Source organism: Pseudomonas sp. GL-B-12 (assembly GCF_019955895.1).
Lineage (GTDB): Bacteria > Pseudomonadota > Gammaproteobacteria > Pseudomonadales > Pseudomonadaceae > Aquipseudomonas.
On record NZ_JAHBCX010000033.1, the window covers coordinates 251334 to 276653 of the forward strand.

Annotated in this window: 22 protein-coding genes; 11 read left to right on the top strand and 11 right to left on the bottom strand. The window is 60.6% G+C overall.

Annotated elements, in window-relative coordinates:
• Positions 1-42: 42 nt before the first annotated feature.
• The 9 genes from bioF to KGA85_RS19075 all read left to right on the top strand — a co-directional run bounded on the left by bioF (position 43) and on the right by KGA85_RS19075 (position 11256).
• A complete protein-coding gene (gene bioF / locus KGA85_RS19035) occupies positions 43-1221 on the top strand; it encodes an 8-amino-7-oxononanoate synthase (RefSeq protein WP_223460377.1) in 1179 nt (392 codons plus the stop codon).
• Positions 1214-1945, top strand: a complete 732-nt coding sequence (locus KGA85_RS19040; RefSeq protein ID WP_223460375.1) for an alpha/beta fold hydrolase — start codon at positions 1214-1216, stop codon at positions 1943-1945. The genes bioF and KGA85_RS19040 overlap by 8 nt, the downstream gene beginning before the upstream one ends.
• Complete coding sequence (gene bioC / locus KGA85_RS19045; RefSeq protein ID WP_223460373.1) at positions 1938-2750, top strand: malonyl-ACP O-methyltransferase BioC; 813 nt, start codon at positions 1938-1940, stop codon at positions 2748-2750. Before KGA85_RS19040 ends, bioC begins: the two co-directional genes overlap by 8 nt.
• A complete protein-coding gene (gene bioD, locus KGA85_RS19050) occupies positions 2747-3427 on the top strand; it encodes a dethiobiotin synthase (protein ID WP_223460372.1) in 681 nt (226 codons plus the stop codon). The genes bioC and bioD overlap by 4 nt, the downstream gene beginning before the upstream one ends.
• Positions 3428-3550: 123 nt before the next feature.
• On the top strand, positions 3551-3847 hold the full coding sequence (locus KGA85_RS19055) for a pyrroloquinoline quinone biosynthesis protein PqqE (RefSeq protein WP_223460370.1): 297 nt from the start codon (positions 3551-3553) through the stop codon (positions 3845-3847).
• 278 nt (positions 3848-4125) lie between these two features.
• Positions 4126-5931 carry a phenylacyl-CoA dehydrogenase gene (locus tag KGA85_RS19060; RefSeq protein WP_223460368.1) on the top strand — a complete coding sequence of 602 codons (1806 nt, stop codon included), beginning with the start codon at positions 4126-4128 and terminating at the stop codon, positions 5929-5931.
• A gap of 196 nt (positions 5932-6127) precedes the next feature.
• Entirely contained in the window at positions 6128-7420 is a 1293-nt protein-coding gene (locus KGA85_RS19065; RefSeq protein WP_223460366.1) for a GGDEF domain-containing protein, read from the top strand.
• An 85-nt stretch (positions 7421-7505) separates the two neighbouring features.
• Positions 7506-9302, top strand: a complete 1797-nt coding sequence (locus tag KGA85_RS19070) for an acyl-CoA dehydrogenase C-terminal domain-containing protein (RefSeq protein WP_223460364.1) — start codon at positions 7506-7508, stop codon at positions 9300-9302.
• Positions 9303-9477: 175 nt separating this feature from the next.
• On the top strand, positions 9478-11256 hold the full coding sequence (locus tag KGA85_RS19075; RefSeq protein WP_223460362.1) for an acyl-CoA dehydrogenase C-terminal domain-containing protein: 1779 nt from the start codon (positions 9478-9480) through the stop codon (positions 11254-11256).
• 227 nt (positions 11257-11483) lie between these two features.
• On the opposite strand, the gene KGA85_RS19080 is transcribed toward KGA85_RS19075, so the two are convergent.
• A complete protein-coding gene (locus KGA85_RS19080) occupies positions 11484-12413 on the bottom strand; it encodes a LysR family transcriptional regulator (RefSeq protein ID WP_223460360.1) in 930 nt (309 codons plus the stop codon).
• A gap of 169 nt (positions 12414-12582) precedes the next feature.
• On the opposite strand from KGA85_RS19080, the gene KGA85_RS19085 reads away from it, so the two are divergent.
• Together KGA85_RS19085 and KGA85_RS19090 are read left to right on the top strand one after the other, a co-directional pair.
• Positions 12583-13866 (top strand): aspartate aminotransferase family protein, encoded by a 1284-nt coding sequence (locus KGA85_RS19085; protein ID WP_223460358.1) that lies wholly within the window; start codon positions 12583-12585, stop codon positions 13864-13866.
• A 205-nt stretch (positions 13867-14071) separates the two neighbouring features.
• Complete coding sequence (locus KGA85_RS19090; RefSeq protein WP_003228885.1) at positions 14072-14230, top strand: YqaE/Pmp3 family membrane protein; 159 nt, start codon at positions 14072-14074, stop codon at positions 14228-14230.
• A 145-nt stretch (positions 14231-14375) separates the two neighbouring features.
• Here the strand turns inward: KGA85_RS19090 and KGA85_RS19095 are convergent, their stop codons facing one another.
• The 10 genes from KGA85_RS19095 to KGA85_RS19140 all read right to left on the bottom strand — a co-directional run bounded on the left by KGA85_RS19095 (position 14376) and on the right by KGA85_RS19140 (position 25298).
• A complete protein-coding gene (locus KGA85_RS19095; RefSeq protein ID WP_223543303.1) occupies positions 14376-16202 on the bottom strand; it encodes an alpha/beta hydrolase family protein in 1827 nt (608 codons plus the stop codon).
• Positions 16168-17304 carry a pyrroloquinoline quinone biosynthesis protein PqqE gene (gene pqqE / locus KGA85_RS19100; protein ID WP_411741747.1) on the bottom strand — a complete coding sequence of 379 codons (1137 nt, stop codon included), beginning with the start codon at positions 17302-17304 and terminating at the stop codon, positions 16168-16170. The genes KGA85_RS19095 and pqqE overlap by 35 nt, the downstream gene beginning before the upstream one ends.
• 7 nt (positions 17305-17311) lie before the next feature.
• Complete coding sequence (gene pqqD / locus KGA85_RS19105; RefSeq protein ID WP_090451769.1) at positions 17312-17587, bottom strand: pyrroloquinoline quinone biosynthesis peptide chaperone PqqD; 276 nt, start codon at positions 17585-17587, stop codon at positions 17312-17314.
• Positions 17584-18336, bottom strand: a complete 753-nt coding sequence (gene pqqC, locus KGA85_RS19110; protein WP_007993179.1) for a pyrroloquinoline-quinone synthase PqqC — start codon at positions 18334-18336, stop codon at positions 17584-17586. Before pqqC ends, pqqD begins: the two co-directional genes overlap by 4 nt.
• Before the next feature lie 83 nt (positions 18337-18419).
• Entirely contained in the window at positions 18420-19331 is a 912-nt protein-coding gene (gene pqqB / locus KGA85_RS19115; protein ID WP_223460352.1) for a pyrroloquinoline quinone biosynthesis protein PqqB, read from the bottom strand.
• An 81-nt stretch (positions 19332-19412) separates the two neighbouring features.
• Positions 19413-19487, bottom strand: coding sequence for a pyrroloquinoline quinone precursor peptide PqqA (gene pqqA / locus KGA85_RS19120; RefSeq protein ID WP_003444522.1), 75 nt, complete (start codon positions 19485-19487; stop codon positions 19413-19415).
• A gap of 158 nt (positions 19488-19645) precedes the next feature.
• Complete coding sequence (gene pqqF / locus KGA85_RS19125; protein WP_223460350.1) at positions 19646-22075, bottom strand: pyrroloquinoline quinone biosynthesis protein PqqF; 2430 nt, start codon at positions 22073-22075, stop codon at positions 19646-19648.
• A 48-nt stretch (positions 22076-22123) separates the two neighbouring features.
• The gene (locus tag KGA85_RS19130; protein ID WP_223543305.1) at positions 22124-22918 is read right to left on the bottom strand and encodes a carbon-nitrogen hydrolase family protein; all 795 of its coding nucleotides are present in this window, start codon (positions 22916-22918) and stop codon (positions 22124-22126) included.
• Positions 22919-22930: 12 nt separating this feature from the next.
• On the bottom strand, positions 22931-24613 hold the full coding sequence (locus KGA85_RS19135; RefSeq protein WP_223460346.1) for a flavin monoamine oxidase family protein: 1683 nt from the start codon (positions 24611-24613) through the stop codon (positions 22931-22933).
• 223 nt (positions 24614-24836) lie between these two features.
• Positions 24837-25298: an Lrp/AsnC family transcriptional regulator gene (locus KGA85_RS19140; protein ID WP_046039454.1), complete on the bottom strand. Its 462-nt coding sequence runs from the start codon at positions 25296-25298 to the stop codon at positions 24837-24839.
• Positions 25299-25320 lie beyond the last annotated feature (22 nt).

Genomic DNA, 25320 nt, shown 5'->3' on the forward strand with positions numbered 1-25320 from the left:
GCTCCCACAGGGGACATGTGTCATTTGATAGTCGAGGCCTGCATGTCTTTCGATCTCGCCGCACGCCTTGCTGCCCGTCGTGCCGAAAACCTCTACCGCCAGCGCCCGCTGCTCGAAAGCCCGCAGGGGCCGCAAGTGGTGGTCGATGGCCAGCCGTTGCTGGCGTTCTGTAACAACGACTACCTGGGCCTGGCCAATCATCCGCAAGTGATCGAAGCCTGGCGTGCCGGCGCGTCGAAGTGGGGTGTGGGTGGAGGGGCATCACATCTGGTCATCGGCCATAGCTCCCCGCACCATGCCCTGGAAGAGGCATTGGCCGACCTGACCGGTCGCCCGCGCGCGTTGCTGTTCACCACCGGCTACATGGCCAACCTCGGCGCGGTCACGGCGCTGGTGGGGCAGGGTGATACGGTGCTCGAAGACCGGCTCAACCATGCGTCGCTGCTCGACGCAGGGCTGTTGTCCGGTGCGCGATTCAATCGCTATCTGCACAACGACCCGGTGAGCCTTGCCAAGCGCCTGGAAAAAGCCACCGGCAATACGCTGGTGGTCACCGACGGCGTGTTCAGCATGGACGGTGATATCGCCGACTTGCCTGCGCTGGCCCGAGAAGCCAAGGCCAAAGGCGCCTGGTTGATGGTCGACGATGCCCACGGTTTTGGACCGCTGGGTGCCAACGGTGGCGGCATCGTCGAACACTTCGGCTTAAGCCAGGATGACGTTCCGGTACTGGTCGGCACCCTCGGCAAGGCGTTCGGTACGGCGGGTGCCTTTGTGGCTGGCAGCGAAGAGCTGATCGAAAGCCTGATCCAGTTCGCCCGTCCCTACATCTACACCACCAGCCAACCACCCGCGCTGGCCTGCGCCACGTTGAAAAGCCTGGAACTGCTGCGCAGCGAACACTGGCGTCGCGAGCATTTGCAGACGCTGATCCGCCAGTTCCGCCACGGTGCCGAACAGATTGGCCTGGAACTCATGGACAGCTTCACGCCGATCCAGCCGATCATGATCGGCGACGCCGGGCGCGCGGTGCGCCTTTCGCAGATGCTGCGCGAACGCGGGTTGATGGTGACCGCGATTCGCCCGCCGACCGTACCCGCCGGCAGCGCCCGACTGCGGGTCACGCTGACGGCTGCCCACAGCGAGGCCCAGGTACAGCTATTGTTAAATGGACTGGCCGATTGTTTTCAGCAGCTGAAGCCGGAGCCAAGCCATGCGTGATCGTCTGATTCTGCTGCCCGGCTGGGGTCTTGGCGTTTCACCGCTGGAGCCTCTGGCGGCAGCCTTGCGCGGCCTGGATGAGCACCTGCACGTCGAGATAGAGCCGTTGCCGGAGCTGGAGTCGAGCGATCTTGAAGAGTGGCTCGATGAGCTTGATTCGACCTTGCCGCAAGACGCCTGGCTTGGCGGTTGGTCATTGGGCGGCATGCTCGCCTGCGAGTTGGCGGCCCGGCGCGGCGATCGCTGTTGTGGTGTGTTCACCCTGGCCAGCAACGCTTCTTTTGTCGCCCATGATCAATGGTCAAGCGCCATGCCCGGGGAAACCTTCGATGCGTTTCTGGTGGGATGTGCAGCCGATCCGCGCGCGACCTTGAAACGCTTTTCACTGCTCTGTGCCCAAGGCGCCGAAGACCCGCGCGGCTTGTCGCGGTTGTTGCTCGGTGGCGCACCGAACACCGCCGCGCCGGTGCTGCTCAGTGGTCTGCAAGTGCTCGCGCAACTGGATACCCGGCAGGCGTTGCAATCGTTCCGCGGTCCGCAACTGCATCTGTTCGCCGGCCTCGACGGGCTGGTGCCGGCGGAAGCGGCGGGCGAGTTGTTGGCATTGCTGCCGGATGTCGAAATCGGTCTGATTGAACAGGCCAGCCACGCGTTTCTTCTGGAGGATCCCCACGGTGTGGCGGGGGCGATCCAGGCCTTTTTGCATGAGTCCGGCGATGACTGATTTATCCTTACCCAACCTGCCCGGCGCCTTGCCTGACAAACGCCAGGTAGCAGCATCATTCTCCCGCGCGGCGGCCAGCTATGACAGCGTGGCCGAGTTGCAGCGTGATGTCGGCAGCCAATTGCTCAGGCGCTTGCCGCAGGATTTTGTACCGCAGCGCTGGCTGGATCTGGGCTGCGGCACCGGGCATTTCAGTCGTGCCTTGGGTGAGCAATTTCCAGGCAGTCACGGGTTGGCGCTGGACATCGCCGAGGGCATGCTCAACCACGCCCGGCCATTGGGCGGTGCCACGCACTTCGTGGCCGGCGATGCCGAGCGATTGCCACTGCAGGATTCCTCCTGCGACCTGATCTTCTCCAGCCTGGCGGTGCAGTGGTGCGCGGACTTCGACTCGGTGCTCGGTGAAGCCTTTCGGGTGCTGAAACCGGGTGGCATCTTCGCGTTTGCTAGTCTGTGTGTAGGGACGTTGTTCGAATTGCGCGACAGCTGGCGGCAGGTCGACGGCATGGTGCACGTCAATCGCTTCCGGGCGTTTGGTGTTTATCAGCAATTGTGTGCGGCCAGCGGCTTGAGGACGGTCAGTCTGCAAAACCTCGCGCACGTGCTGCATTACCCGGATGTGCGCAGCCTGACCCATGAACTCAAGGCGTTGGGTGCGCACAATCTCAATCCCGGGCGGCCGGGTGGCTTGACCGGCCGGGCGCGGATTCTGGGTCTGATTGAGGCTTACGAGCAGTTTCGTCAGGCCCAGGGACTGCCGGCGACTTATCAAGTGGTGTACGCCGTTTTGGAGAAACCCTTATGAGCGCAGCCTATTTCATCGCCGGCACGGATACCGATGTCGGTAAAACCACGGTCGCTGCGGGGCTGCTGCATGCGGCGCGTTCGGCGGGTTTGAGCACAGCGGCGGGCAAGCCGGTCGCGTCCGGTTGTGATGTGACGCCCAAAGGCCTGCGCAACGCCGATGCGCTGGCCTTGCTGGCGGAGTGTTCGCTGCCGCTGACTTATGCACAGGTCAATCCGGTGGCCTTCGAACCGGCCATTGCCCCGCATCTGGCGGCGCGAGAGGCGGGCGTGGCGTTGACGGTGCAGTCGTTGCTGGCGCCGATGCGACAGATTTTGAGCATGCAGGCGGACTTCACCCTGATCGAAGGCGCCGGCGGCTGGCGCGTACCCTTGGCGGATCAGGACAATCTGTCGGACCTTGCCATCGCATTGAAGCTGCCGGTGATCCTGGTGGTCGGCGTGCGGCTGGGGTGCATCAGCCATGCCTTGTTGACCGCCGAAGCGATTGCCCGAGACGGTTTGCAACTGGCGGGATGGGTGGCCAATATCATCGACCCCAAGACCTCGCGGCTGGAAGAAAACCTGGCTACCCTTGCCGAGCGCATCCCGGCGCCGTGCTTGGGGCGTGTGCCTAAACTCAAGTCCGTTACGGCCGAGGCAGTGGCCGAGCACTTGCAACTGGACCTGTTGGACTGACGTTTTTGCAATGCGGGCTTTACCTATGATAAGGCACTGTGCCATTAGTGTTTTTGACGAGTGTTTTGCCAGCCACTCTGCTTCAATGGCCGCTGTTGATCCTTTGAAAGGACGAGTTCTCCCATGGAAATCTCAGGAAGCACCGCTTTTTATGCCGGTCTGAGCACCCTTCAGACAGGGCAGAACCGCGTCGATCAAGCCGCCGGGCAGATCGCCAACACGACGATCGAGCGTTCGGTCACCAGCCAGTCCTCCGAGGCGCAGGCCGATCGTCTGCGATCGGTTGATCGCAGCCAGCAATCGGACCTGGCCAGCAACGTGGTCGACATGGCCCAAGGCAAGATTCAGGCGGAACTGGGCGTGAAAGTCGCCAAGGCAGCCGACGAAGTGCTCGGGACGTTGATCGATACCTACGCTTGATTCTTTAAAGAATCCGCACCCTCCAGCGCCGCGCTTGTTCGCGGCGTTTTTCTGCGTAAGTCTTTCTTGCTCAACTAATCTTTTCAGTGTGGCGGGCTGCTTTGAAAGCGCGGCTGCGTTGCCGTGTGCCTGTGTGTCCAAGCCTGCGATGACGAACGGCAAAAGATCGACGCTTGACAAGATTTCGGCGTAAACGTATGTTTCAAACAGCTGTTTGATCGCAACAACAAATCAACGCGGTCGTTCATTCCCGGTTACATCAGCAGAGGTTTATCGCTATGCCTGACTACAAGGCCCCCTTGCGTGATATTCGCTTCGTTCGTGACGAACTGCTCGGCTACGAAGCGCACTATCAGAGCCTTCCGGCTTGTGCCGACGCAACTCCGGACATGGTTGACGCCATTCTTGAGGAAGGCGCCAAGTTTTGTGAGCAGGTACTGGCTCCGCTGAACCGCGTGGGCGACATCGAGGGTTGCACCTGGAGCGAGTCCGGCGTCAAGACCCCGACTGGCTTCAAGGAAGCCTACAAGCAATTCGTTGAAGGCGGCTGGCCAAGCCTGGCTCACGACGTAGAGCACGGTGGCCAAGGCCTGCCGGAGTCCCTGGGTCTGGCCATCAGCGAAATGGTTGGCGAGTCCAACTGGTCGTGGGGCATGTACCCAGGCCTGTCGCACGGTGCGATGAACACCATCTCCGAGCATGGCACCCCTGAGCAGCAAGAGGCTTACCTGACCAAGCTGGTTTCCGGCGAGTGGACCGGCACCATGTGCCTGACCGAACCGCACTGTGGCACCGACCTTGGCATGCTGCGCACCAAGGCCGAGCCTCAGGCCGACGGTTCCTACAAAGTCTCCGGCACAAAGATCTTCATCTCGGCCGGTGAACACGACATGGCCGACAACATCGTCCACATCGTACTGGCCCGCCTGCCGGATGCACCGGCTGGCACTAAAGGCATCTCCCTGTTCATCGTGCCGAAGTTCATGCCGAACGCTGATGGTTCGGTTGGCGCGCGTAACGCCGTGTCTTGCGGTTCCCTGGAACACAAGATGGGCATCCACGGCAACGCTACCTGCGTGATGAACTTCGACGGCGCTACCGGTTTCCTGATCGGCCCGGCGAACAAAGGCCTGAACTGCATGTTCACCTTCATGAACACCGCACGTCTGGGTACCGCGCTGCAAGGCCTGGCCCACGCTGAAGTCGGTTTCCAGGGCGGCCTGAAATACGCTCGCGACCGTCTGCAAATGCGCTCGCTGACTGGCCCGAAAGCACCGGACAAAGCCGCTGACCCGATCATCGTGCACCCTGACGTACGCCGCATGCTGTTGACCATGAAGGCATTCGCCGAAGGCAACCGTGCGATGGTTTACTTCACCGCCAAGCAGGTCGACATCGTCAAGTACGGCGTGGACTCCGAGGCGAAGAAGAACGCCGACGCATTGCTGGCTTTCATGACGCCAATCGCCAAGGCCTTCATGACCGAAGTCGGTTTTGAATCGGCCAACCATGGCGTGCAGATCTACGGCGGCCACGGCTTCATCGCCGAGTGGGGCATGGAGCAGAACGTCCGCGACAGCCGCATCTCGATGCTGTACGAAGGCACCACCGGTATCCAGGCACTCGACCTGCTGGGCCGTAAAGTGCTGATGACCCAAGGCGAGGCTCTGAAGGGCTTCACCAAGATCGTCCACAAGTTCTGCCAGACCAACGAAGGCAACGAAGCGGTCCAAGAGTTCGTCGCTCCGCTGGCTGCACTGAACAAGGAATGGGGCGAGCTGACCATGAAGGTCGGTATGGCCGCCATGAAAGATCGCGAAGAAGTCGGCGCGGCCTCCGTGGACTACCTGATGTACTCCGGTTACGCCTGCCTGGCCTACTTCTGGGCTGACATGGCGCGCCTGGCTGCCGAGAAACTGGCTGCCGGCACTTCCGAAGAGGCGTTCTACACCGCCAAGCTGCAGACTGCGCGTTTCTACTTCCAGCGCATCCTGCCGCGTACTCGTACTCACGTCGCAACCATGCTGTCGGGCGCCAACAACCTGATGGACATGAAAGAAGAGAACTTCGACCTGGGCTACTAAGCCTTAACGAAGCACTTGAAAAAGCCGCTGCTCCTTCGGGGACAGCGGCTTTTTTTGCTTTAAGGTTGCCGGTGGAAAAATGTTTGTAACGCCCTTTGAAAAATACCTCAGTAATTCACTCAGCAACTCGGACTTTCTGCCGTTACAGTAGTTGGCACATTGCCATCTATTGAACTGACGGGTCGGAGCTTTACCCTTGCTGCGTTCTTCCGCTTTGCGTTTCAGCCATTTCCTGCCGTCATTACTGCTGTTGTTGGCGGGGCTTGCGGCTGCATACATCAAGGATCTGAACGTCTTCTTCACGTCGCTGTTCAACGTGCTGCCCACCCTGGTGTTGTTGCTCGGTGGCGCCTATTGCGCGGTGTACCGACGCCAGCGTGAACTGTTTCTGATGGTCACGGTGTACATCGCCTACTTCCTGCTCGACACCCAGATCGACTATTACCGCGACAACGGCAAGGTGCGTGACGATGCCGCCGTGGTCTTTCATTTGTGTTGCCTGCTGCTGCCGCTGCTGTTTGGCGTGTTCGCGGCGTGGCAGGAGCGCACCCATCTGTTCCAGGACATGGTGGCGCGCTTCGCGGTCTTGCTCGCGGTCGGCAGCGTGGCGCTGGGGCTTGAGCAAAGTTATCCACATGCGCTGCTGATCTGGCTGTCGGAGATTCGCTGGCCTGCCTTGCATGGCGCCTGGATGAGCCTGATCCAGTTGTCCTATCCGGTGTTCATGGCTGCGTTCCTGCTGCTGGCCTGGCAATACTGGCGCAACCCGCGACCGCTGCATGCTGCGCAATTGGTGGGGCTGCTCGGGTTGTTCTGGATGTTGCCGAAAACTTTCATCCTGCCGTTCACGCTGAACATCATGTGCAGCCAGGTGATGCTGATGATCGCCGCCGCCGTTGCCCACGAAGCCTATCAAATGGCCTTCCGCGACGAACTGACCGGACTGCCGGGCCGTCGTGCGCTGAATGAACGCATGCAACGGTTGGGGCGCAACTACGTGTTGGCCATGAGCGACGTCGACCACTTCAAGAAATTCAACGACACCCACGGCCACGACGTCGGTGACCAGGTGCTACGGCTGGTGGCCAGCAAGCTGTCGAAAATCGGCGGTGGCGGTAAGGCGTATCGCTATGGCGGCGAGGAATTTGCCCTGGTGTTTGCAGGCAAGACCCTCGAAGAATGCATGCCGCACCTGGAAGTCATCCGCGAGTCCATCGCCACTTACAACATTCAATTGCGAAACCAGGAAAATCGCCCGCAGGACGATAATCAGGGGCGCCAGCGGCGTGCCGGTTCTGGTGCGTCGAGTGTATCGGTGACAGTCAGTATCGGCGTTGCCGAACGGATCGATCAACGCACCACCGAAGAGGTGCTCAAGTCTGCTGACCAGGCGCTCTACAGCGCCAAGGGTGCCGGGCGCAATTGCGTGATGGCGTTCGGGCAGAACCGCCGTGGCGCCGTGCGCATGGACGCTGCTACGGTTGAGTGATGATGGCGCATTCAGCGAGCGCAAAGTGATTGTGAGGCGTGGTCGGCAGCAGTAGGTTGGAGAAATCTGCCGACGGAGAATGACCATGCCCGAGTACAAAGCTCCCTTGCGCGACATGCGCTTTCTGATCGACCAAGTCTTCGACTTTCACAGCAACTACGCTGCGCTGGGGGCCACCGATGCTAGCCCGGACATGGTCAATGCAATCCTCGAAGAAGGGGCGAAGTTCTGCGAAAACGTACTGTCGCCGCTCAACCGCAGTGGCGATGAAGAGGGCTGCCATTTCGACAATGGCGTGGTCACCACCCCCGCGGGCTTCAAGCAGGCCTTCGCCCAATATGTCGAAGCTGGCTGGCATGGCTTGGCGGCGGATCCGCTTTACGGCGGTCAAGGGTTGCCGATCTCTCTGGGCCTGGTGATCAGCGAGATGGTGGGTTCCAGCAACACCTCATGGGGCATGTACCCCGGCCTGACCCACGGTGCGATGTCGGCGATCCACGCCCATGGCACCGAGGCGCAAAAGCAGACCTATTTGAAGAAGCTCACCGCTGGCCAATGGACCGGCACCATGTGCCTGACCGAAGCCCATTGCGGCACCGACCTGGGCATCATCAAGACCCGCGCCGTCCCTGCGGCCGATGGCAGCTATGCGATCTCCGGCAGCAAGATCTTCATCTCCGCTGGCGAGCACGACATGAGCGCCAACATCATTCACCTGGTGCTGGCCAAATTGCCGGACGCACCGGCCGGGACCAAGGGCATTTCGCTGTTCATCGTGCCCAAGTTCCTGCCCGATGCGACGGGCGAAGCGGGCGAGCGCAACGGCGTGTCCTGCGGCTCGATCGAACACAAAATGGGCATCAAGGCCTCGGCCACCTGCGTACTGAATTTCGACGGGGCCAAGGGCTTCCTGATCGGCGAGCCGAACAAGGGCCTCAACTGCATGTTCACCATGATGAACCACGCGCGGCTGGGCACCGGCATGCAAGGGCTGTGTCTGGGGGAGGCGAGCTTCCAGGGCGCGATCAAATACGCCAATGACCGTTTGCAGATGCGCTCGCTGACGGGCCCGAAAGCGCCGGAAAAAGCTGCCGACCCGATCATCGTGCACCCTGATGTGCGGCGGATGTTGCTGACCATGAAAGCCTTCAACGAAGGCAACCGCGCGCTGACCTACTTCACCGCACAGTTGCTCGACGTTGCACACCTGAGCCCGGATGAAACGGCGCGCCAGGACGCCGAAGACCTGTTGGCGTTCCTCACACCGATCTGCAAAGCCTTCATGACTGACACCGGGCTGGAAGTGACCAACCATGGCATGCAGGTGTTTGGCGGCCACGGGTTCATTCGCGAATGGGGAATGGAGCAACTGGTACGCGACTGCCGGATCGCGCCGATCTATGAGGGCACCAACGGCATTCAGGCGCTGGACCTGCTCGGGCGCAAGGTACTCGGCAGTCAGGGCAAGCTGCTGCGCGGCTTCACCAAAATCGTTCACAAGTTCTGCGCGGCGAACGCCGAGCATCCACAATTGGCCGGGTATGTGGCGCAGCTCAATCAACTGAACCAGCAGTGGGGTGAGTTGACCACCAAGGTCGGCATGGCGGCGATGAAAAACCCTGACGAAGTCGGTGCCGCGTCGGTGGATTACCTGATGTACAGCGGTTACATCATCCTCGGCTACCTGTGGTTGCGCATGGCGCTGGTGGCTCAGGCGCAACTCGATGCTGGAAGCGATGATGGCGATTTCTGCCGGGGCAAACTGGCGACCAATGAGTTTTACTTCAAGCGTCTGTTACCACGTACAGCTGCTCATCGGGCGGCCATCGAAGCCGGGAGCGATTGCCTGATGCAACTGCCGGCAGAGTTGTTTGCGCTTTAGTCATATAAATCCGTTACAAAGAAGCTCGCCTTGCGCGGGCTTTTTTGTCGGTGACTAAAAATAACAAAATGGTCATGAGTTGACCCTATGTGTCGCAAAAGTTGTTGGGTTACACTCCGACCCAACGAAAACACTCTTCCTGTGAATCACCTGTATAGATCTTGCGAGGTTTGCCATGGCTGACTACAAAGCGCCCCTGCGCGATATGCGCTTCGTCCTCAATGAAGTTTTCGAGGTCGCCAAACTCTGGGCCGAATTGCCTGCACTGGCCGAGACTGTGGATGCAGAAACGGTCGAAGCCATCCTGGAAGAAGCCGGCAAAGTCACCAGCAAAAGCATCGCACCGCTGAGCCGTGCCGCTGACGAAGAAGGTTGCCATTGGGCGGACGGTGCCGTCACCACGCCGGCAGGTTTCCCACAGGCCTATCAGACTTACGCTGAAGGCGGCTGGGTCGGTGTCGGTGGCGATCCGTCCTACGGCGGCATGGGCATGCCCAAAGCCGTTTCGGCCCAAGTCGAAGAAATGGTCAACTCCGCCAGCCTGTCGTTCGGCTTGTACCCGATGCTGACCGCCGGCGCTTGCCTGTCGATCAATGCCCACGCCAGCGAAGAGCTGAAAGCCGCGTACCTGCCGAACATGTACGCCGGTATCTGGGCCGGTTCCATGTGCCTGACCGAGCCACACGCCGGTACAGACCTGGGGATCATCCGTACCAAGGCCGAGCCTCAGGCCGACGGTTCCTACAAGGTCAGCGGCACCAAGATCTTCATCACCGGTGGCGAACACGACCTGACCGAAAACATTATCCACCTGGTGCTGGCCAAGCTGCCGGATGCACCGGCGGGGCCGAAAGGCATTTCGCTGTTCCTGGTGCCCAAGTTCATGGTCAATGCCGATGGCAGCCTGGGCACGCGCAACCCGGCGAACTGCGGTTCGATCGAGCACAAGATGGGCATCCAGGCGTCCGCGACCTGCGTGATGAACTTCGATGAAGCCGTGGGTTACCTGGTCGGTGAGCCGAACAAGGGCCTGGCGGCGATGTTCACCATGATGAACTACGAGCGTCTGGGCGTCGGTATCCAGGGCCTGGCCACTGGCGAGCGCTCGTACCAGAACGCCGTGGAATACGCCCGCGACCGTCTGCAAAGCCGTTCGCCGACCGGCGCGCAGAACAAGGACAAAGTGGCTGACCCGATCATCGTCCACCCGGACGTGCGTCGCATGCTGCTGACCATGAAAGCCTCGAACGAAGGTGGCCGTGCGTTCTCCACCTACGTGGCGATGCAACTGGACACCGCCAAGTTCAGCGAAGATGCAACCACCCGCAAGCGTGCGGAAGACCTGGTGGCGTTGCTGACCCCGGTGGCCAAGGCGTTCCTGACCGACCTCGGCCTGGAAACCACTGTACACGGCCAGCAAGTCTTTGGCGGCCACGGTTACATCCGTGAATGGGGCCAGGAGCAACTGGTGCGTGACGTGCGCATCACGCAGATCTACGAAGGCACCAACGGCATTCAGGCGCTGGACCTGGTCGGGCGCAAGATCGTGGGCAGCGGCGGGGCGTTCTACAACCTGTTCGCCGACGAGATTCGTCACTTCACGGCGACCGCCAGCGCGGACCTCGCCGAGTTCACCAAGCCGCTGAACGACGCGGTGACCACCCTCGATGAACTGACTGCGTGGTTGCTTGACCGAGCGAAGAGCAATCCGAACGAAATCGGCGCGGCGTCGGTCGAGTATCTGCAGGTGTTCGGTTACGTGGCGTACGCCTACATGTGGGCCCTGATGGCCAAGGCTGCTTTCGGAAAGGAAGCGCAAGACGATTTCTATGCCAGCAAACTGGGCACGGCGCGGTTCTATTTTGCCCGCTTGCTGCCGCGCATCCACTCGTTGAGCGCGTCGGTGAAGGCCGGTAGCGAATCGTTGTTCCTGCTGGATGCAGGACAATTCTGATGAAGTAACGTTATGTAAGCATTCTCTTACATAACGTGCTGCTGTTCTCCCATAGATGCAAATTGGATCCACGGCTAATCTACTTCTCATGGACGTAGCGCAGGAAGCGCAAAGCAACAACAGGGACACGTAGGATTCTGCCAGGACGGTGGAGTGAAATGGATGTCAGGGAAACAGTCTGCAAAGCCCCGCTTCGGCGGGGTTTTCTTTTGCCTGAAGAAAAGTTTTCAGCTTGTCCCATCCAGAGCCTGCGCGCTGTTCAAGCGCCCATCCGGGCCGTTTATCACCTCTTCCAGCAATGTCCGCAGCAAGGCCAGCGAGGCCTGCTGCCGTTGCACATCCCGACACACCAAACCGACTTTCAGCGGCACTCGTGGTTCGCTCAGAGGTTTCCACAGCAGTTCGTGGTTGCCATGGGTCTTTTGCGAGCGTCCGGGCAGCACCGTCGCCAGGCGCGTGTGCGGCAGGCTGTCGAGGATGCCGGCCATGTTGTTCAGTTCGGCTTGCACCTGTGGGCGACGTCCGAGGCTTGTCAGCTGTGCCTGCCAGATCTGCCTGATCTGAAATTCCTCGCCCAGCAGCAACATCGGCAGTTCGGCGGCCTGACTCATGGACACTTTCTTGAATTCACGCAGCGGATGCTCCGCCGGGATGACCAGGGTCAGTTCATCTTCGTACAGCATCACGCCATGTAAGCCAGGCTGGCGGGGCGGCAGGTAGCCGATGCCGATGTCCAGAGAACCGTTGAGCAGTCGCCGCTCGATTTCCAGGCCGGTCAGTTCGTAGATCTGCACCACTAGATGCGGCTGCGCCTTGCGCACCCGCTCGAGCATTTGCGGAACGAGGCTGGTATGCACGGTCTGCAATACACCAATGGCCAGGGTGCGCAGCGCCTGACCCTTGAAGTTGCCGAGCGCTTCCCGTGCCCGTTGCAGGCCATCGAGCAAAGGCAGGGCGTGGTTGTACAGCGTGTGGGCCGCGAGGGTCGGCAACAGGCGTTTGCTGCTGCGCTCGAACAGGCTCACATCGAGGTTTTGTTCGAGATGGCGGATTTGCTGGGACAGCGCCGGCTGGGAGATGGACAGGCGCTCGGCGGCCCGGCCCACGTGGCCTTCTTCATAGACCGCGACGAAATAACGCAGTTGCTTGAAATCCATAAGTATTACTTATCGAAAATGCTGGGAAATCGAAATGGCTGAATGCCTCGCCTGAGCCTAGTCTAACCGTATTCACAGGGCTTACAGGGCCACAGAGCGCGATGAATACCCTTTGCTTCGATGGTGTTTACATAGGTAAGGCAAAAAACCTCAAAAGGTTTTTTTTCAGATGAACCTGTTCAGTCTGCGCCGTAGTCCTCCCAGTCTTGATGATCTGGTCATGAACGCCTCCCTGCCATCCCAAGGCGTTAATCTTTCCAGCGAGTACTTGATGCCCAGTGTCGAGCGGCCGAAGCAAGTGTTTGTGCGTGGCCAGGGTTCATGGTTGTGGGACAGCGATGACCGTGCGTACCTGGATTTTTCCCAGGGCGGCGGGGCCAACAGTCTCGGTCATAGCCCTTCGGTACTTATCAACGCAATCACTGCCCAGGCTCAGTCGCTGATCAATCCGGGCTTCGGCCTGCATAACCGCGGCATGCTCAGCCTCGCCGAACATCTGTGTGCCAGCACCGGCAGTGATCAGGCCTACCTGCTCAATACCGGCAGCGAAGCCTGCGAGGCGGCGATCAAACTGGCGCGCAAATGGGGTCAACAGCATCGCGGCGGTGCGTCGCGAATCATTGTGGCCAACAACGGATGCCATGGCCGGAGCCTGGCGACGATTTCAGCGTCGGACAGTTCGACATTGGTCAACCGTTTCGAGCCGCAACTGCCAGGCTTCAGTCGTGTTCCGTTCAATGACCTGCCAGCGTTACATGCGGCCGTGGATGAACGGACCGTAGCGATCATGCTCGAGCCGATCCAGAGCGAAGCCGGCGTGATCCCGGCCACCGCGCACTACCTAAAGGGCGTCGAATGCCTGTGCCGAGAACTCGGCATTTTGCTGATCCTTGACGAAGTGCAAACCGGCATCGGCCGTTGTGGCACCTTGCTCGCGGAACAGTCCTGCGGCGTCACGGCGGATATCGTCGTACTCGGCAAAGGCTTGGGCGGCGGTGTGCCATTGGCCGCGCTGCTGGCGCGGGGCAAGGCTTGCTGTTTCGACATTGGCGAGGTGACAGGCACTCATCACGGTAATGCGTTGATAACCGCGGCGGGACTCTCGGTACTCGATACGGTGCAGGACAAGGCTTTCCTCAAGCACGTCGCACAAACCGGTCAGCACCTGCGTGAAGGGTTGGAGCGTCTGGCCCATCGTTACGATCACGGCGAGTTGCGCGGACAAGGGCTGCTTTGGGGGCTGACGCTGTCGGACGACTCCGCTGACGCGGTGGTCAAGGCCGCGCTGTACGAAGGCCTGCTGCTCAATGCCCCGCAACCCGACTGCCTGCGCTTTACCCCTGCGCTTAATGTCAGCAACGCTAACATCGATGAAATGCTCCTGCGCCTGGCGCGGGCCTTCTCCCGAGTACGCACCGCGCAATTGCAGTGCCGCAAAGGGATTGCCGTCTGATCAGACGCGCCCTGCACACATTCCAGAACCGTCTCGCGGTAATACGCACGCCCCACGCCTGGCACTTTTGGCGTGGGGCGTTTTTTTGTCTGCGAAACTCAACGAAGGGGCGGAGCTTGGGAATAGAGGGACTGAACCCTGACAAACGGCACAGGTCGATTAGCTGTAGGGCTCGAACGAGTCCACCCCAATCAGGAGCTGTCCCATGGACTTTATTCGCATCATCATCGCCATCCTGTTGCCGCCACTGGGTGTGTTTCTGCAAGTAGGATTCGGCGGGGCGTTCTGGCTGAATATTCTGCTGACGTTGTGCGGTTACATTCCGGGGATCGTGCATGCGGTGTACATCATCGCCAAGCGCTGAGCTGAGTGTCGGCAGGTAGACCGCCTTCGCGAGCAAGCCCGCTCCCACAGGATTTGTGCGCGCTACAGAACCTGTGGGAGCGGCGGTGCGGCGATCCGACTTGCCCGCGAAAGGGACACCACCGTTTCGGCATTAAGCGCAGGCTTCAGTCCACTGAATCCATCACCCGCCGATAAAACAACCACTCCTGCTCCAGCGCATGGGCCTGATTGCCGGCCTTGCGAAAGCCATGACGTTCGTCCGCGTAGTAATGCGCTTCGACCAGGATGCCGTTGTCTTGCAGCGCCGTGACCATGTCGCGGGTCTGCTGCGGGACGACCACGGCATCCAGTTCTCCTTGAAAGAAGATCATCGGCACGCGGATGTTGCCGGCATGCAGCAGCGGCGTGCGGGCGGCGTAGCGTTCGGCATCCAGTTGCGGATCGCCGATCAGCCAATCCAGATAGTCGCTTTCGAATTTGTGGGTCGCGCGCCCCAGCGCCACCGGGTCGCTGACCCCATACAGGCTGGCGCCGGCACGGAACACGTTGTGAAAGGCCAGGGCGCAAAGGGTGGTGTAGCCTCCGGCGCTGCCGCCACGAATGAACGCCTTGTTGCCGTCGATCAGGCCGCGGTCGTTGAGGTAACTGACCACGGCGCAGGCGTCTTGCACATCCACGTCGCCCCAACTCAGGTACAGAGCCTGGCGATAGGCCCGGCCATAACCGCTGCTGCCGCGATAGTTGAGGTCGGCCACGGCGAAGCCCCGCTGTGCCCAGTACTGGATACGCGGATCGAGCATCGGGTAGCACGCCGAGGTCGGGCCGCCATGGATGAACACCACCAATGGCGGTTTCGCCTCACCGGTCATCGCCGGGTAGAAGAAGCCGTGTGCTTCGCCTGAGCCACTTGGGTAGCACAAGGTTTGCGGGTGGCTGATTTGTTCGGGAGCAAGCGGTGCGATACCGCCGGCCAGTACTTGCACTTGCCGGCTCTGGCGGTCGATGGCGATGACGGCGGTTGAGCTGACGGGCGACGCCGCGATGCAATAGATGAACTGCTCATCCACGGCGAGATGGCGGAAGCGGCTGTAGTCGCCGGTGAAGTCGGCGCTGGAATCGCCGCCTATGCCCAATCGGCCAAACCCGCCCTCGGTCCAACTGGCCAGATAACTGTCGTCGCTCAGCGGCAACCAGGTGCTGCCGCCAAGTTGCCAGGGCGCGGGGCCATGGTCGGCGCTGGCACTTGGCAATGGGCTCAAGCCATTTTCAGATTCCGCCCATGGTTGCCAGTAACCTGCGCGATCCGTCAGGCAATACAAGCGACCGCCGGCATCAAACCGCGGTTGTTGCACAGACTCTTGAACGCCGTCGCCCGCCACACAACGAGCCTCGGCAAACCCGCCAGTGGCGAGGCGTTCGGCAACCATCAAGCGGGTCGCTGTCCATGGCTGATCCGGGCGACTCCACTCGATCCAGGCCAGACGCCGGGCATCAGGGCTCAGTGTCGGCGCCGCGTAGAAATCAGCACCTTCGGCCAGCAGGTGACGTGCGCCATCGAACAGATCGATTGCCACCAGTCGGTGTTGGTCGCGATGCTCCTCGACCGCCAGCACCTGGCCGTTGGCGAACTGTAAATCGCCATAACGGCACGCCCCGGACGTCAGCCTTTCGGGCGCTTCGTGTTGCGGTGATTGCCGATACAACTGCTGGTCGGCCTCGTTGACGAAAACGAGGCCGTCGTCCGTCAGACAAAACGCGCCACCGCCATATTCGTACACCCGACTGCGCACGCTGAACCCCGGTGGCGTCAGACATTTCGCTGCACCGTCGCGCCAACGCCAGATCCGGCAGGCCGCGTCTTCGGGGCGGTACTCGTTCCAGAACAGGCCCTGCCGCCCGACTTGCAGTTCGGCAAAGTCGATACCGGCGGCCACGGCTTTGGCAGCGCTGAATGGTTCAGCTTTTGGCGATGAGGCGTGAGTTTCGTTCATTGCGAAAGGCCAGTTGGTCGATGGTCTGAGTGGCGTTCTCGGCTTCTTCGCGGGCCTTGAGGATCACGCCGTGTTGTGGCGACTTGCTGCACACCGGGTCGGCGTTGCTGGCATCACCGGTGAGCATGAACGCCTGGCAGCGGCAGCCGCCGAAGTCTTTTTCTTTCTCGTCACAGGAGCGGCACGGTTCGGGCATCCAGTCATAACCGCGAAAGCGGTTGAAGCCGAACGAGTCGTACCAGATGTGCTGCATGCTGTGATCGCGCACGTTGGGAAACTGCACCGGCATCTGTCGGGCACCGTGACAGGGCAGGGCGGTTCCGTCTGGCGTGACCGTCAGAAAAATACTGCCCCAGCCATTCATGCAGGCTTTCGGGCGTTCTTCGTAATAGTCCGGCGTGACAAAAATCAGCTTGCACGGATGCCCTTCGGCTTCCAGTTTGGCGCGGTATTCGTTGGTGATGCGTTCGGCGCGCACCAGCTGCTCTTTGGTCGGCAATAACCCAACGCGATTGAGTTGCGCCCAGCCGTAGAACTGGCACGTGGCGAGTTCGACAAAGTCCGCTTCCAGGGCGATGCACAGCTCGATGATGCGGTCGATCTGGTCGATATTGTGCCGATGGGTGACGAAGTTCAGCACCATCGGATAACCGTGGGCCTTGACCGCCCGGGCCATTTCCAGTTTCTGCGCGAAGGCCTTTTTCGAGCCGGCCAGCAGATTGTTCACCTGCTCGTCGCTGGCCTGGAAACTGATCTGGATGTGATCGAGTCCGGCCTTCTTGAAATCGCTGATTTTCTGCTCGGTCAGGCCGATGCCGGAGGTGATCAGGTTGGTGTAGAAACCCAGTTTGCGGGCTTCGGCAATCAGCTCGGCGAGGTCCTGGCGCACCAGCGGTTCGCCACCGGAAAAGCCCAGTTGCGCGGCGCCCATTTCCCGCGCTTCGCGAAACACTTTGAGCCACTGTTCGGTACTCAGCTCTTTGCCTTGCTCGGCGAAATCCAGCGGATTGGAGCAGTATGGGCATTGCAGCGGGCAGCGATAGGTCAGCTCGGCGAGCAGCCACAGCGGCAGGCCGATCTCGGGTTTGGGTGGTACTTGCACCGATGAATCAGGCAAGTTCGATCCAGTGCTGCGCACGGGCAACCTCCATGAATTGCTCGATGTCGTCACCGAGCTCGGGCACGCCGGGGAACTGTCGGTCGAGCTCATTGATGATGGCCGCGACATCCCGTTCACCGTCAATCAAACCGCCAATCAACGCGGCGCTTTCATTGAGCTTGATCATGCCTTCCGGGTACAGCAGCACATGGCCTTTTTGCGCCGGTTCGTACTGGAAGCGGTAGCCGGGGCGCCAGGTCGGGGTCTTGCTGCGATCGAAACTCATAAGGTGATTCCTTTGTGCCAGACCCGTTCCCCGGTCACGCTGTGATACGGCGGGCGTTTCAGTTCGTAGGCCATGCTCATGGCATCGAGCATGCTCCAAAGAATGTCCAGTTTGAACTGGAGAATTTCCAGCATGCGCTCCTGGCCTTCACGGGTGGTGTAGTGCTGCAGCGTGATCGCCAGACCATGCTCGACATCACGCCGGGCCTGGCCCAGGCGCGTGCGGAAATACTCGTAGCCGGCCGGGTCGATCCACGGGTAATGCTGGGGCCAACTGTCCAGGCGCGACTGGTGGATCTGCGGGGCGAACAGCTCGGTCAGCGAGCTGCTCGCGGCTTCCTGCCAACTGGCGCGGCGGGCGAAATTGACATAGGCGTCCACGGCGAAGCGTACGCCGGGCAGCACCAGCTCCTGGGAGCGCAGCTGGTCCGGGTCGAGGCCCACGGCCTGGCCCAGGCGCAGCCAGGCTTCGATGCCGCCGTCTTCACCGGGCGCACCGTCGTGGTCGAGCAGGCGCTGAATCCATTCGCGGCGGATCTCGCGGTCAGGGCAGTTAGCGAGGATCGCCGCGTCCTTCAGGGGAATGTTCACTTGATAGTAGAAACGGTTGGCGACCCAGCCCTGGATCTGTTCGCGAGTGGCCCGGCCTTCGTACATCGCCACGTGATAGGGGTGATGGATGTGGTAATAGGCGCCCTTGGCGCGCAGGGCCGCTTCGAATTCGGCGGGGGACATTGGGGTGTCGGTCATTGCGGTTCTCCGGTGTGCAACCGTTGAAATCTTGGGTGTCTGGTCGGACGCTTTCGCGGGCTTGCCCGCGAAGGGGCCCTCAGCTACAACACAATACTCATGCCGTCATACGCCACTTCAACCTGGCGCCGATCCAGCTCTGCGCGCTCCAGCGAATCCTCATCAAGAATCGGGTTGGTATTGTTGATGTGGATAAGCACTTTGCGTTGCTTGGGCAGTTGTTCAAGCACTTCGAGCATGCCGCCGGGGCCGTTTTGTGCCAGATGGCCCATCTCCCGACCGGTGCGGGTACCCACGCCACGACGCTGCATTTCATTGTCATCCCACAGCGTGCCGTCGACCAACAGGCAATCGCTGCCGGCCATGATTTCCAGCAACGGCGCATCAACCTTGCCCAAGCCCGGTGCGTAGAACAGTTTGCCACCGGTGTTGAGGTCTTCGACGATCAGGCCGATGTTGTCGCCCGGATGCGGGTCGAAGCGATGCGGTGAGTAGGGCGGCGCAGCACTGCGCAGTGGCAGCGGGGTGAAGCGCAGGTTCGGGCAGGCCGGTACGCTGAAGCTCTGGTCGAGCTCGATGCGATTCCAGGTCAGCCCGCCATTCCAATGGTTCAGCATGGTGAACAGCGGAAAACCGGTGCTCAGGTCTTCATGGACCATGTCGGTGCACCAGACCTGATGCGGGCAGCCCTCACGCAGCATGAGCAGGCCGGTGGTGTGGTCGATCTGGCTGTCCATCAGGATGATCGCGCCGATCCCGGTATCGCGCAGGGCGCGGCCCGGCTGCATCGGGGCGAAGCCCTGGAGTTGGGCGCGGATGTCCGGGGAGGTGTTGCACAGCACCCAGTTCACGCCGTCATCGGAAATCGCGATGGACGATTGCGTCCGCGCCTTGGCCCGCAGGCTGCCGCTGCGAAAGCCCGCGCAGTTCACGCAGTTGCAGTTCCACTGGGGGAAGCCTCCGCCGGCAGCGGAACCTAGAATCTGGACAAACATGGACGCTCCATCATTTCAACGCTGAAAATAAAACGCCTCGGATAACCGAGGCGTTGTGCTGCATCTCTGTCAAAGCTGAGATTAGCGGCTTGCGAAGTACATGGTGACTTCAAAGCCAATACGCAGGTCGGTGTAGGCAGGTTTGGTCCAGGCCATAAATTGAACTCCTTCAGGTAGGGTGGGATAGCGCTATCTATAGGTATAGTCCACCTCAAGTCAGAGATGTTCCAAATAGTTAGGTTGCGATGTTACTCAAAATTTCAAAGAAATTGCCCGTGAAACTTTGAGAAAGCTCCTTGCAGCCCCGGTAAAGATCATTTTGCCGCTTGCCATGGCGCGTCTGGTGCAGCGCTGTTGGCAAGGCACAGCCAGCCGCCTTCGGCCTGATTCAGGCGTCGGGCCGCAGCCAGTAAAGCGGTCCGGTCAATGCGCACAATGGCCTCGGGCAATTGCGTCAGATAATCCGACGAGCGGCCGGCCAGCTTGCCCTGCCAGAGCAATTCGGCCGCTTGACCCGTGGTGAGCGCAGCGCTGGAAAACTGATCCGCCAGGGCCTGGCGTTGAGCGTTGAAGGTGGTGTCGTCGAGCGAGTGGATCAGCTCCGGCAATCGATTCAGGAATTGCTCGATGTGTTGCAGCAACTCCACCGGCGCAACGCTTGGCGATTGCACGCCGAACAGCAACCCGGTTTGCCCGTGAATCTGGCGCAGGGCGCTGAACACCGCATAGCCGAGTTGCAGCTCCACCCGCAGTCGTTGGTAGAACGGTGTCTGGCAGACATGCGCGAGCAAACGCCACGCGGCTTCGTCGGCCATTTCCTGGGTGGCTGTCGGACAGAACAGCAGCAACGCGTGCTCGCTGGAGGCGGTATCGACAGTGCTCCACAGATGCTGTGCAAGGATCGAAGAGGGCGGCGTCAGTTGATTGTCCGGCGTGCCGGGTATGCGGCTCAAGGCCAGGCCCATGGCCGCTTGAGTCTGAGTCGATAACCCGATGGCCAGCCCATCCCAGCGCGCACTCGACCAGAGTGGCTGCATGTCGTCCGAGTTCGCGGTGTGCCCGAGGCAGTGATCGGGCAATGCCTTGAGCAGTTGTCGAATCGGTATCAACGCAACGCTGGTCGATTCGGCTTGTGAGACAGCGGCATCGGGTTTTGTCAGTTCTTTCAGCACATGTTCCAGGACGCAGGGCATCGACTCCTGTAGCCCGTTCAGTTTGAGCAGCCATTCGTTGCCCGACGCACTGAAGGAAAAATCCACACCGGCCTGACGCGCGTCTTCGCGTAATGGTTGCAGGTGGTTTTCCAGCCGTGATTGAAGGTGGCTGCCGGGAGCCGAGCCCAGACGCCAGCGCAGATAAATCGCACCTTCAGCACCGTTGTCCGGCCATGCCTGGCTGAACTGCATCGGCGAGCGTTCACGACGGCTGCGCGAGCGATCCTGGGCAAACGTGCGCAGGCCACGGTGGGCGCTGGTTTGGCCACGAATCAGTCCGGCGTTCGATGCCGGTGCTTCGGCGCGCAGAAAAGGGTTGGGAGTCGGCAATTGCCATGGGCCGCTGAAGTTATCCACAGCGCCGATTTGTTGGAGGATTTGCTTGAGGGCTGAAACGCCCTGCTCGGTTAACCCGACTTCGCGTTGTTCGCTGTCCAGTCGAGACAGTTGCAAGGCACTGCTGACTTGCTGCTGGCGCTGGAGCAGGGTGGCGTACTCTTCGCGCAATCGGTTCCAGTCTTGCCCGGCAAAGAAACCGAGCCAGTCCATCAGGCGTTCGCGAATCCCGGTTACCGGAGAATTGGCGGGCAATGTGAGCTCGAAGTGCAGCAAGGCTTGCCCGGCGAATTGATACAGCGACTCGGCCTTCAGTTTTTCGGCCAATCCACGCTCACGCAAATCCGCCAGCAATCCTCCCGGCTTCCCGGTGTTCAGCCAATGACACAGGAACAGCAGTGCTTCGGTGGAGGATTCGGGTAACGCTTCGAGGGCAAACAGCAGATCCAGCCGGCGTTCGCCAGCCTGTTGATAACTTAGGTCTGAAGTCGTCATCAGCGGCGCGGGGGACTGTTGTGGGACTTTTTCACCCCCACCAAGGACACGACCAAATGTCTTGGCCATCATCCCCAACTCATCGAGGCTCTGCGGCCCGACCAGGCTCAAGGTCATTTGTCCTGTCTGATAGAACCGCTGATAAAAATCCTGCAATGCCTGTTGAAATTCGGGTTGCGACACTGGGAGGCTGTCGCGATTGCCGGCATGGAAACCGCGCAGCGGATGAGTTTCAGAAAGCCCATCGAACAATGCCTGCTGTTGTTGCGCCACCGGATCCTGCGACCACGCGATAAATTCCGCGTGCAGCACTTCCCGTTCCCGCTGTTGATCGTCCGGATTCATACGCGGATGGGCGAGCATGTCTGACAGACGCTCCAGCCCACCGGCAAATGCCTGGATCGGCAATTCGAAAAAGTAATCGGTGGTGCGCTCGCTGGTCCGCGCATTCACTTGCCCGCCATGGCCCTGGACGTAGGCCATCAGCCCTTGGTCCGCAGGAAAACGCTCAGTCCCCAGAAACAACAAATGCTCAAGAAAATGCGCCAGACCGGGCCAGGCCAGCGGCACATCATGGCTGCCGGCAGCCACCCGCAACGCTGCTGCGCAGCGCTTCAAATTCGGGGCATGACGCAGCGTCACCCGCAGACCATTGGCCAGGGTTTCAGTAGGGGGGCGAGGGTGATTCAGCGCGGGCATGGGCACTTCCAGAACAGTGAAGTGCCAATGCTAGCGGATTACAGTGGACTAGCGCTTGTTCAGGTCGCTGTAAAGCTCGGGACGACGATCGATCAGGTAGCGATTGGCGGCGCGGGAGTCGAGCATCAACTGCCGATCCAGCTCGCCGACGATCAGTGCTTCATCCAGCCCGGCCTGGGCGATACGGCTGCCATCCGGTGCGGCGATGCTGCTCTGGCCGCAATAATGGATGTCGCCTTCATGGCCGCAGTAGTTGGCGTAAGCCACATAGCATTGGTTTTCGAAGGCGCGGGAGCGCACGGTGACATCGGCGACGAAATCGAACGGAATCATGTTCGCGGTCGGCACCAGGATCAGCTCGGCACCGGCCAGGGCCAGGCGTCGGGCGTTTTCCGGAAACTCCAGGTCGTAGCAGATCAGGAAACCGAGCTTCCAGCCGTTGAGCTCAACGATGGGAAACTCGTCGGAACCTGTGCTGAACATCGAGTGATCCAGATCGCCGAACAGATGGGTCTTGCGGTAGTTGCAGATGCGCTCGCCGTTAGCGTCGATCAACTGCACGGCGTTGTAGATCTGCCCGTCCTCGGTGCGCTCGGGATAGCCATACAAAATGGCGATCCCGGTAGCCTTGGCAATGCGCGCAATCTGCTGCGCCGACTCACCGTTATGCACCTCCGCCAGCACGCTGACGGCATCGACACCGATGTTGTAGCCGGTCAGGAACATCTCCGGCAGCACCAGCAGATCGGCACCTTTTGCCTCCAGCGCAAGCTGCTGCAAGCGTTGCAGGTTGCCGGCGACATCCAGGGGCAGCGGCGGACATTGGTAAAGGGCTACGCGCATTTCGGATTCCTCTTACTCGGGCAGGGCGATCGGTCCGATCTCGTTGAATACATCTCCTGGACCCGGATTCTCGGCGTGAGTTGCACCGCCGAAGTGTTTCATGATGCCCCATACCGCGTTGAGCGAGGTCTGTACCGCGCCCTCAACCCAGGCCGGGGTCCACGAAACGTCGTCGCCGGCGATGAAGATCCCGCGCTGTTCGGCTGGCATGTCGTCCTGCATGAAGTGCGCGTACATGCGCTGGTTGTAGCGGTAGTGGCCGGGCAGGGCCCCTTTGAACGCGCCGAGGAAATGCGGGTCGGCCTCCCACGAAACGGTGATCGGATCGCCGATGATCCGCGCGGCGATATCGACTTTCGGATAGATCTTCTTCAGCGCATCCAGCGCCAGCTTCACGCGTTTTTCCACCGGTTGCGGCAGCATTTTCAGCGCGTCGCTCATCCACGAGTACGACAGGCAAATCACCCCCGGCTTGTCGTCGCCGTTGTCGAACAGATAGGTGCCACGGGTCAGGCGGTCGGTGAGGGTCATGCTCATCAGGTCGCGGCCGGTTTCCGGATCCTTGTCCTTCCAGAACGGGCGGTCGACCATCACGAAAGTTTTCGACGACTGCATGTAGCGGGTGCGGTCCAAAGCCATCCACATTTTTTGCGAGAACAGGGTTTCGTCACATTCGATCTGGGTGGTCAGCAGCCAGCTCTGGCAGGTGGTCAGCACCGCGGCGTATTCGCGGGTGTCGCCCCAGTTGTCGGTGACGGCGAAACGGCCGTTCGGCGCGTGGGCAATTTTTTTCACGCCGGTACGCGGTGCGCCGTTGTGCAGCGAGCTGAGGCTGGTGCCGGCCGGCCAGTGCGCGCAACGCTCCGGCACATGGCGCCAGATGCCTTGTGGCACCTGTTCCACGCCGCCGACCACCAGGTGCTGGTGATCGTCGCAGTTGGTCATGACGACGCGGAAGATTTCCAGCATCGAGTTCGGGAAGTCCGAGTCCCAGCCGCCGGTACCGAAACCGACCTGGCCGAACACTTCGCGATGATGGAACGAGAGCTTGGCGAAGGCCTTGGAGGTGGCGACGAAATCGTAGAAGGTGCGGTCATCCCACAGCGGCACGAGGGTGTTCCACAGCTCTTTCAGACGTGGCACATCACGGTCGCGGATGGCTTGCTGGATATCGGCGAACTGCGAACCGGCTTCCAGGGCATCGGCCCAGGCGTCAGCCACTTCCTGGAACAGTGCAGGAAGATCCGACAGCTTCTGTGCGTAATGGGTCTGGCCTTCGAGGTCGATCACCGTGCTGCCCGATGCGGGCGTCAGCGGGTTAGGGAAAGGTTTGGTTTCCAGACCGAGTTTGTCGACGTAGTGATAGAACGCGGTGGACGACACCGGAAAACGCATGCCACCCAGCTCGGCAATGATGCCTTCAGCGCCGTTGAACGCCTGGGAGCGCAGGCGGCCGCCCATTTTCGAGGCTTCGTAGACGACCGGTTTCAGGCCCAGCTTCATCAGCTCATACGCCGCCACCAGGCCGGCGATCCCGCCGCCGACAATCGCCACTTCGGCACCGTGATTGTGCTCGGGAATGCTGCCCAGGCCGGCCGGATGTTCGATCCAGTCGTCGAAGGCGAAAGGAAAGTCCGGGCCGAAAATGGTGACTGGCTTTTTACCGTCTGCAGGATGGCGATTGTTCTTGTTCATGGTTGACCTTGCTGGCGACCCGACGCGGAATGCGCATCTGAGTATAGGAAAAGATGCCAGCCATTCTAGAGAGCACAGAGCACGTTAATAAGACGCAAAGTGTCGTCATTTTGCCATTTTATTGGTCAATATGACGATCTTGTGATGCACACTGTCCCCCTGTGGGAGCGAGCTTGCTCGCGAAGGCGTCAGCTCAGGCGCCAAAAAAACTACAGGCAGAAACTCAAACCGGCTGCCCCCGATCAATCTTGCTACTCAAGATGATCGAGGTCGTGGTCTTCTCCACCCCATCCACACTACCAATCTGATCCAGCAACTGATCCAGCTGCTCCGGCGAATCGGTGCGCAACCACGCCACATAATCAAATTCGCCACTCACCGCACACAACTGCTGCACCTGCGCCATCGCGCTCAGGCGTCGCAGCACCTCCTTGCCGGAACGCGGTTGCACGGTTATCCCCACATATGCCTGCAACCCGCCATCCACCACCCGCTGGCCGAGGCGCACGCCGTAACCGGTGATCACCTTGGCCTTTTCCAGCCGCGCCAGGCGCGAAGTGACGGTGGTACGGGCGATGCCCAGTTGCCGGGCGAGCATGGCCACGCTCTCGCGGGCGTTGATCTGCAGGGCGGCAATCAATTGGCGGTCGATTTCATCGAGAACGGGCGTGCGAGTGTCAGGCAAAGGGTTATCTCCAGCGGCATGG

What these genes read in the sequence shown, in the direction of transcription:
- pqqF (WP_223460350.1), bottom strand. Translation starts at nt 22,075, where the DNA reads ATGCCCGCGCTGAATCACCCTCGCCCCCCTACTGAAACCCTGGCCAAT.
- KGA85_RS19080 (WP_223460360.1), bottom strand. Translation starts at nt 12,413, where the DNA reads ATGGATTTCAAGCAACTGCGTTATTTCGTCGCGGTCTATGAAGAAGGC.
- KGA85_RS19070 (WP_223460364.1), top strand. Translation starts at nt 7,506, where the DNA reads ATGCCCGAGTACAAAGCTCCCTTGCGCGACATGCGCTTTCTGATCGAC.
- KGA85_RS19060 (WP_223460368.1), top strand. Translation starts at nt 4,126, where the DNA reads ATGCCTGACTACAAGGCCCCCTTGCGTGATATTCGCTTCGTTCGTGAC.
- pqqB (WP_223460352.1), bottom strand. Translation starts at nt 19,331, where the DNA reads ATGTTTGTCCAGATTCTAGGTTCCGCTGCCGGCGGAGGCTTCCCCCAG.
- KGA85_RS19055 (WP_223460370.1), top strand. Translation starts at nt 3,551, where the DNA reads ATGGAAATCTCAGGAAGCACCGCTTTTTATGCCGGTCTGAGCACCCTT.
- KGA85_RS19090 (WP_003228885.1), top strand. Translation starts at nt 14,072, where the DNA reads ATGGACTTTATTCGCATCATCATCGCCATCCTGTTGCCGCCACTGGGT.
- bioF (WP_223460377.1), top strand. Translation starts at nt 43, where the DNA reads ATGTCTTTCGATCTCGCCGCACGCCTTGCTGCCCGTCGTGCCGAAAAC.
- KGA85_RS19040 (WP_223460375.1), top strand. Translation starts at nt 1,214, where the DNA reads ATGCGTGATCGTCTGATTCTGCTGCCCGGCTGGGGTCTTGGCGTTTCA.
- KGA85_RS19075 (WP_223460362.1), top strand. Translation starts at nt 9,478, where the DNA reads ATGGCTGACTACAAAGCGCCCCTGCGCGATATGCGCTTCGTCCTCAAT.
- pqqC (WP_007993179.1), bottom strand. Translation starts at nt 18,336, where the DNA reads ATGACCGACACCCCAATGTCCCCCGCCGAATTCGAAGCGGCCCTGCGC.
- KGA85_RS19135 (WP_223460346.1), bottom strand. Translation starts at nt 24,613, where the DNA reads ATGAACAAGAACAATCGCCATCCTGCAGACGGTAAAAAGCCAGTCACC.
- bioD (WP_223460372.1), top strand. Translation starts at nt 2,747, where the DNA reads ATGAGCGCAGCCTATTTCATCGCCGGCACGGATACCGATGTCGGTAAA.
- KGA85_RS19130 (WP_223543305.1), bottom strand. Translation starts at nt 22,918, where the DNA reads ATGCGCGTAGCCCTTTACCAATGTCCGCCGCTGCCCCTGGATGTCGCC.
- KGA85_RS19095 (WP_223543303.1), bottom strand. Translation starts at nt 16,202, where the DNA reads ATGAACGAAACTCACGCCTCATCGCCAAAAGCTGAACCATTCAGCGCT.
- bioC (WP_223460373.1), top strand. Translation starts at nt 1,938, where the DNA reads ATGACTGATTTATCCTTACCCAACCTGCCCGGCGCCTTGCCTGACAAA.
- pqqD (WP_090451769.1), bottom strand. Translation starts at nt 17,587, where the DNA reads ATGAGTTTCGATCGCAGCAAGACCCCGACCTGGCGCCCCGGCTACCGC.
- KGA85_RS19085 (WP_223460358.1), top strand. Translation starts at nt 12,583, where the DNA reads ATGAACCTGTTCAGTCTGCGCCGTAGTCCTCCCAGTCTTGATGATCTG.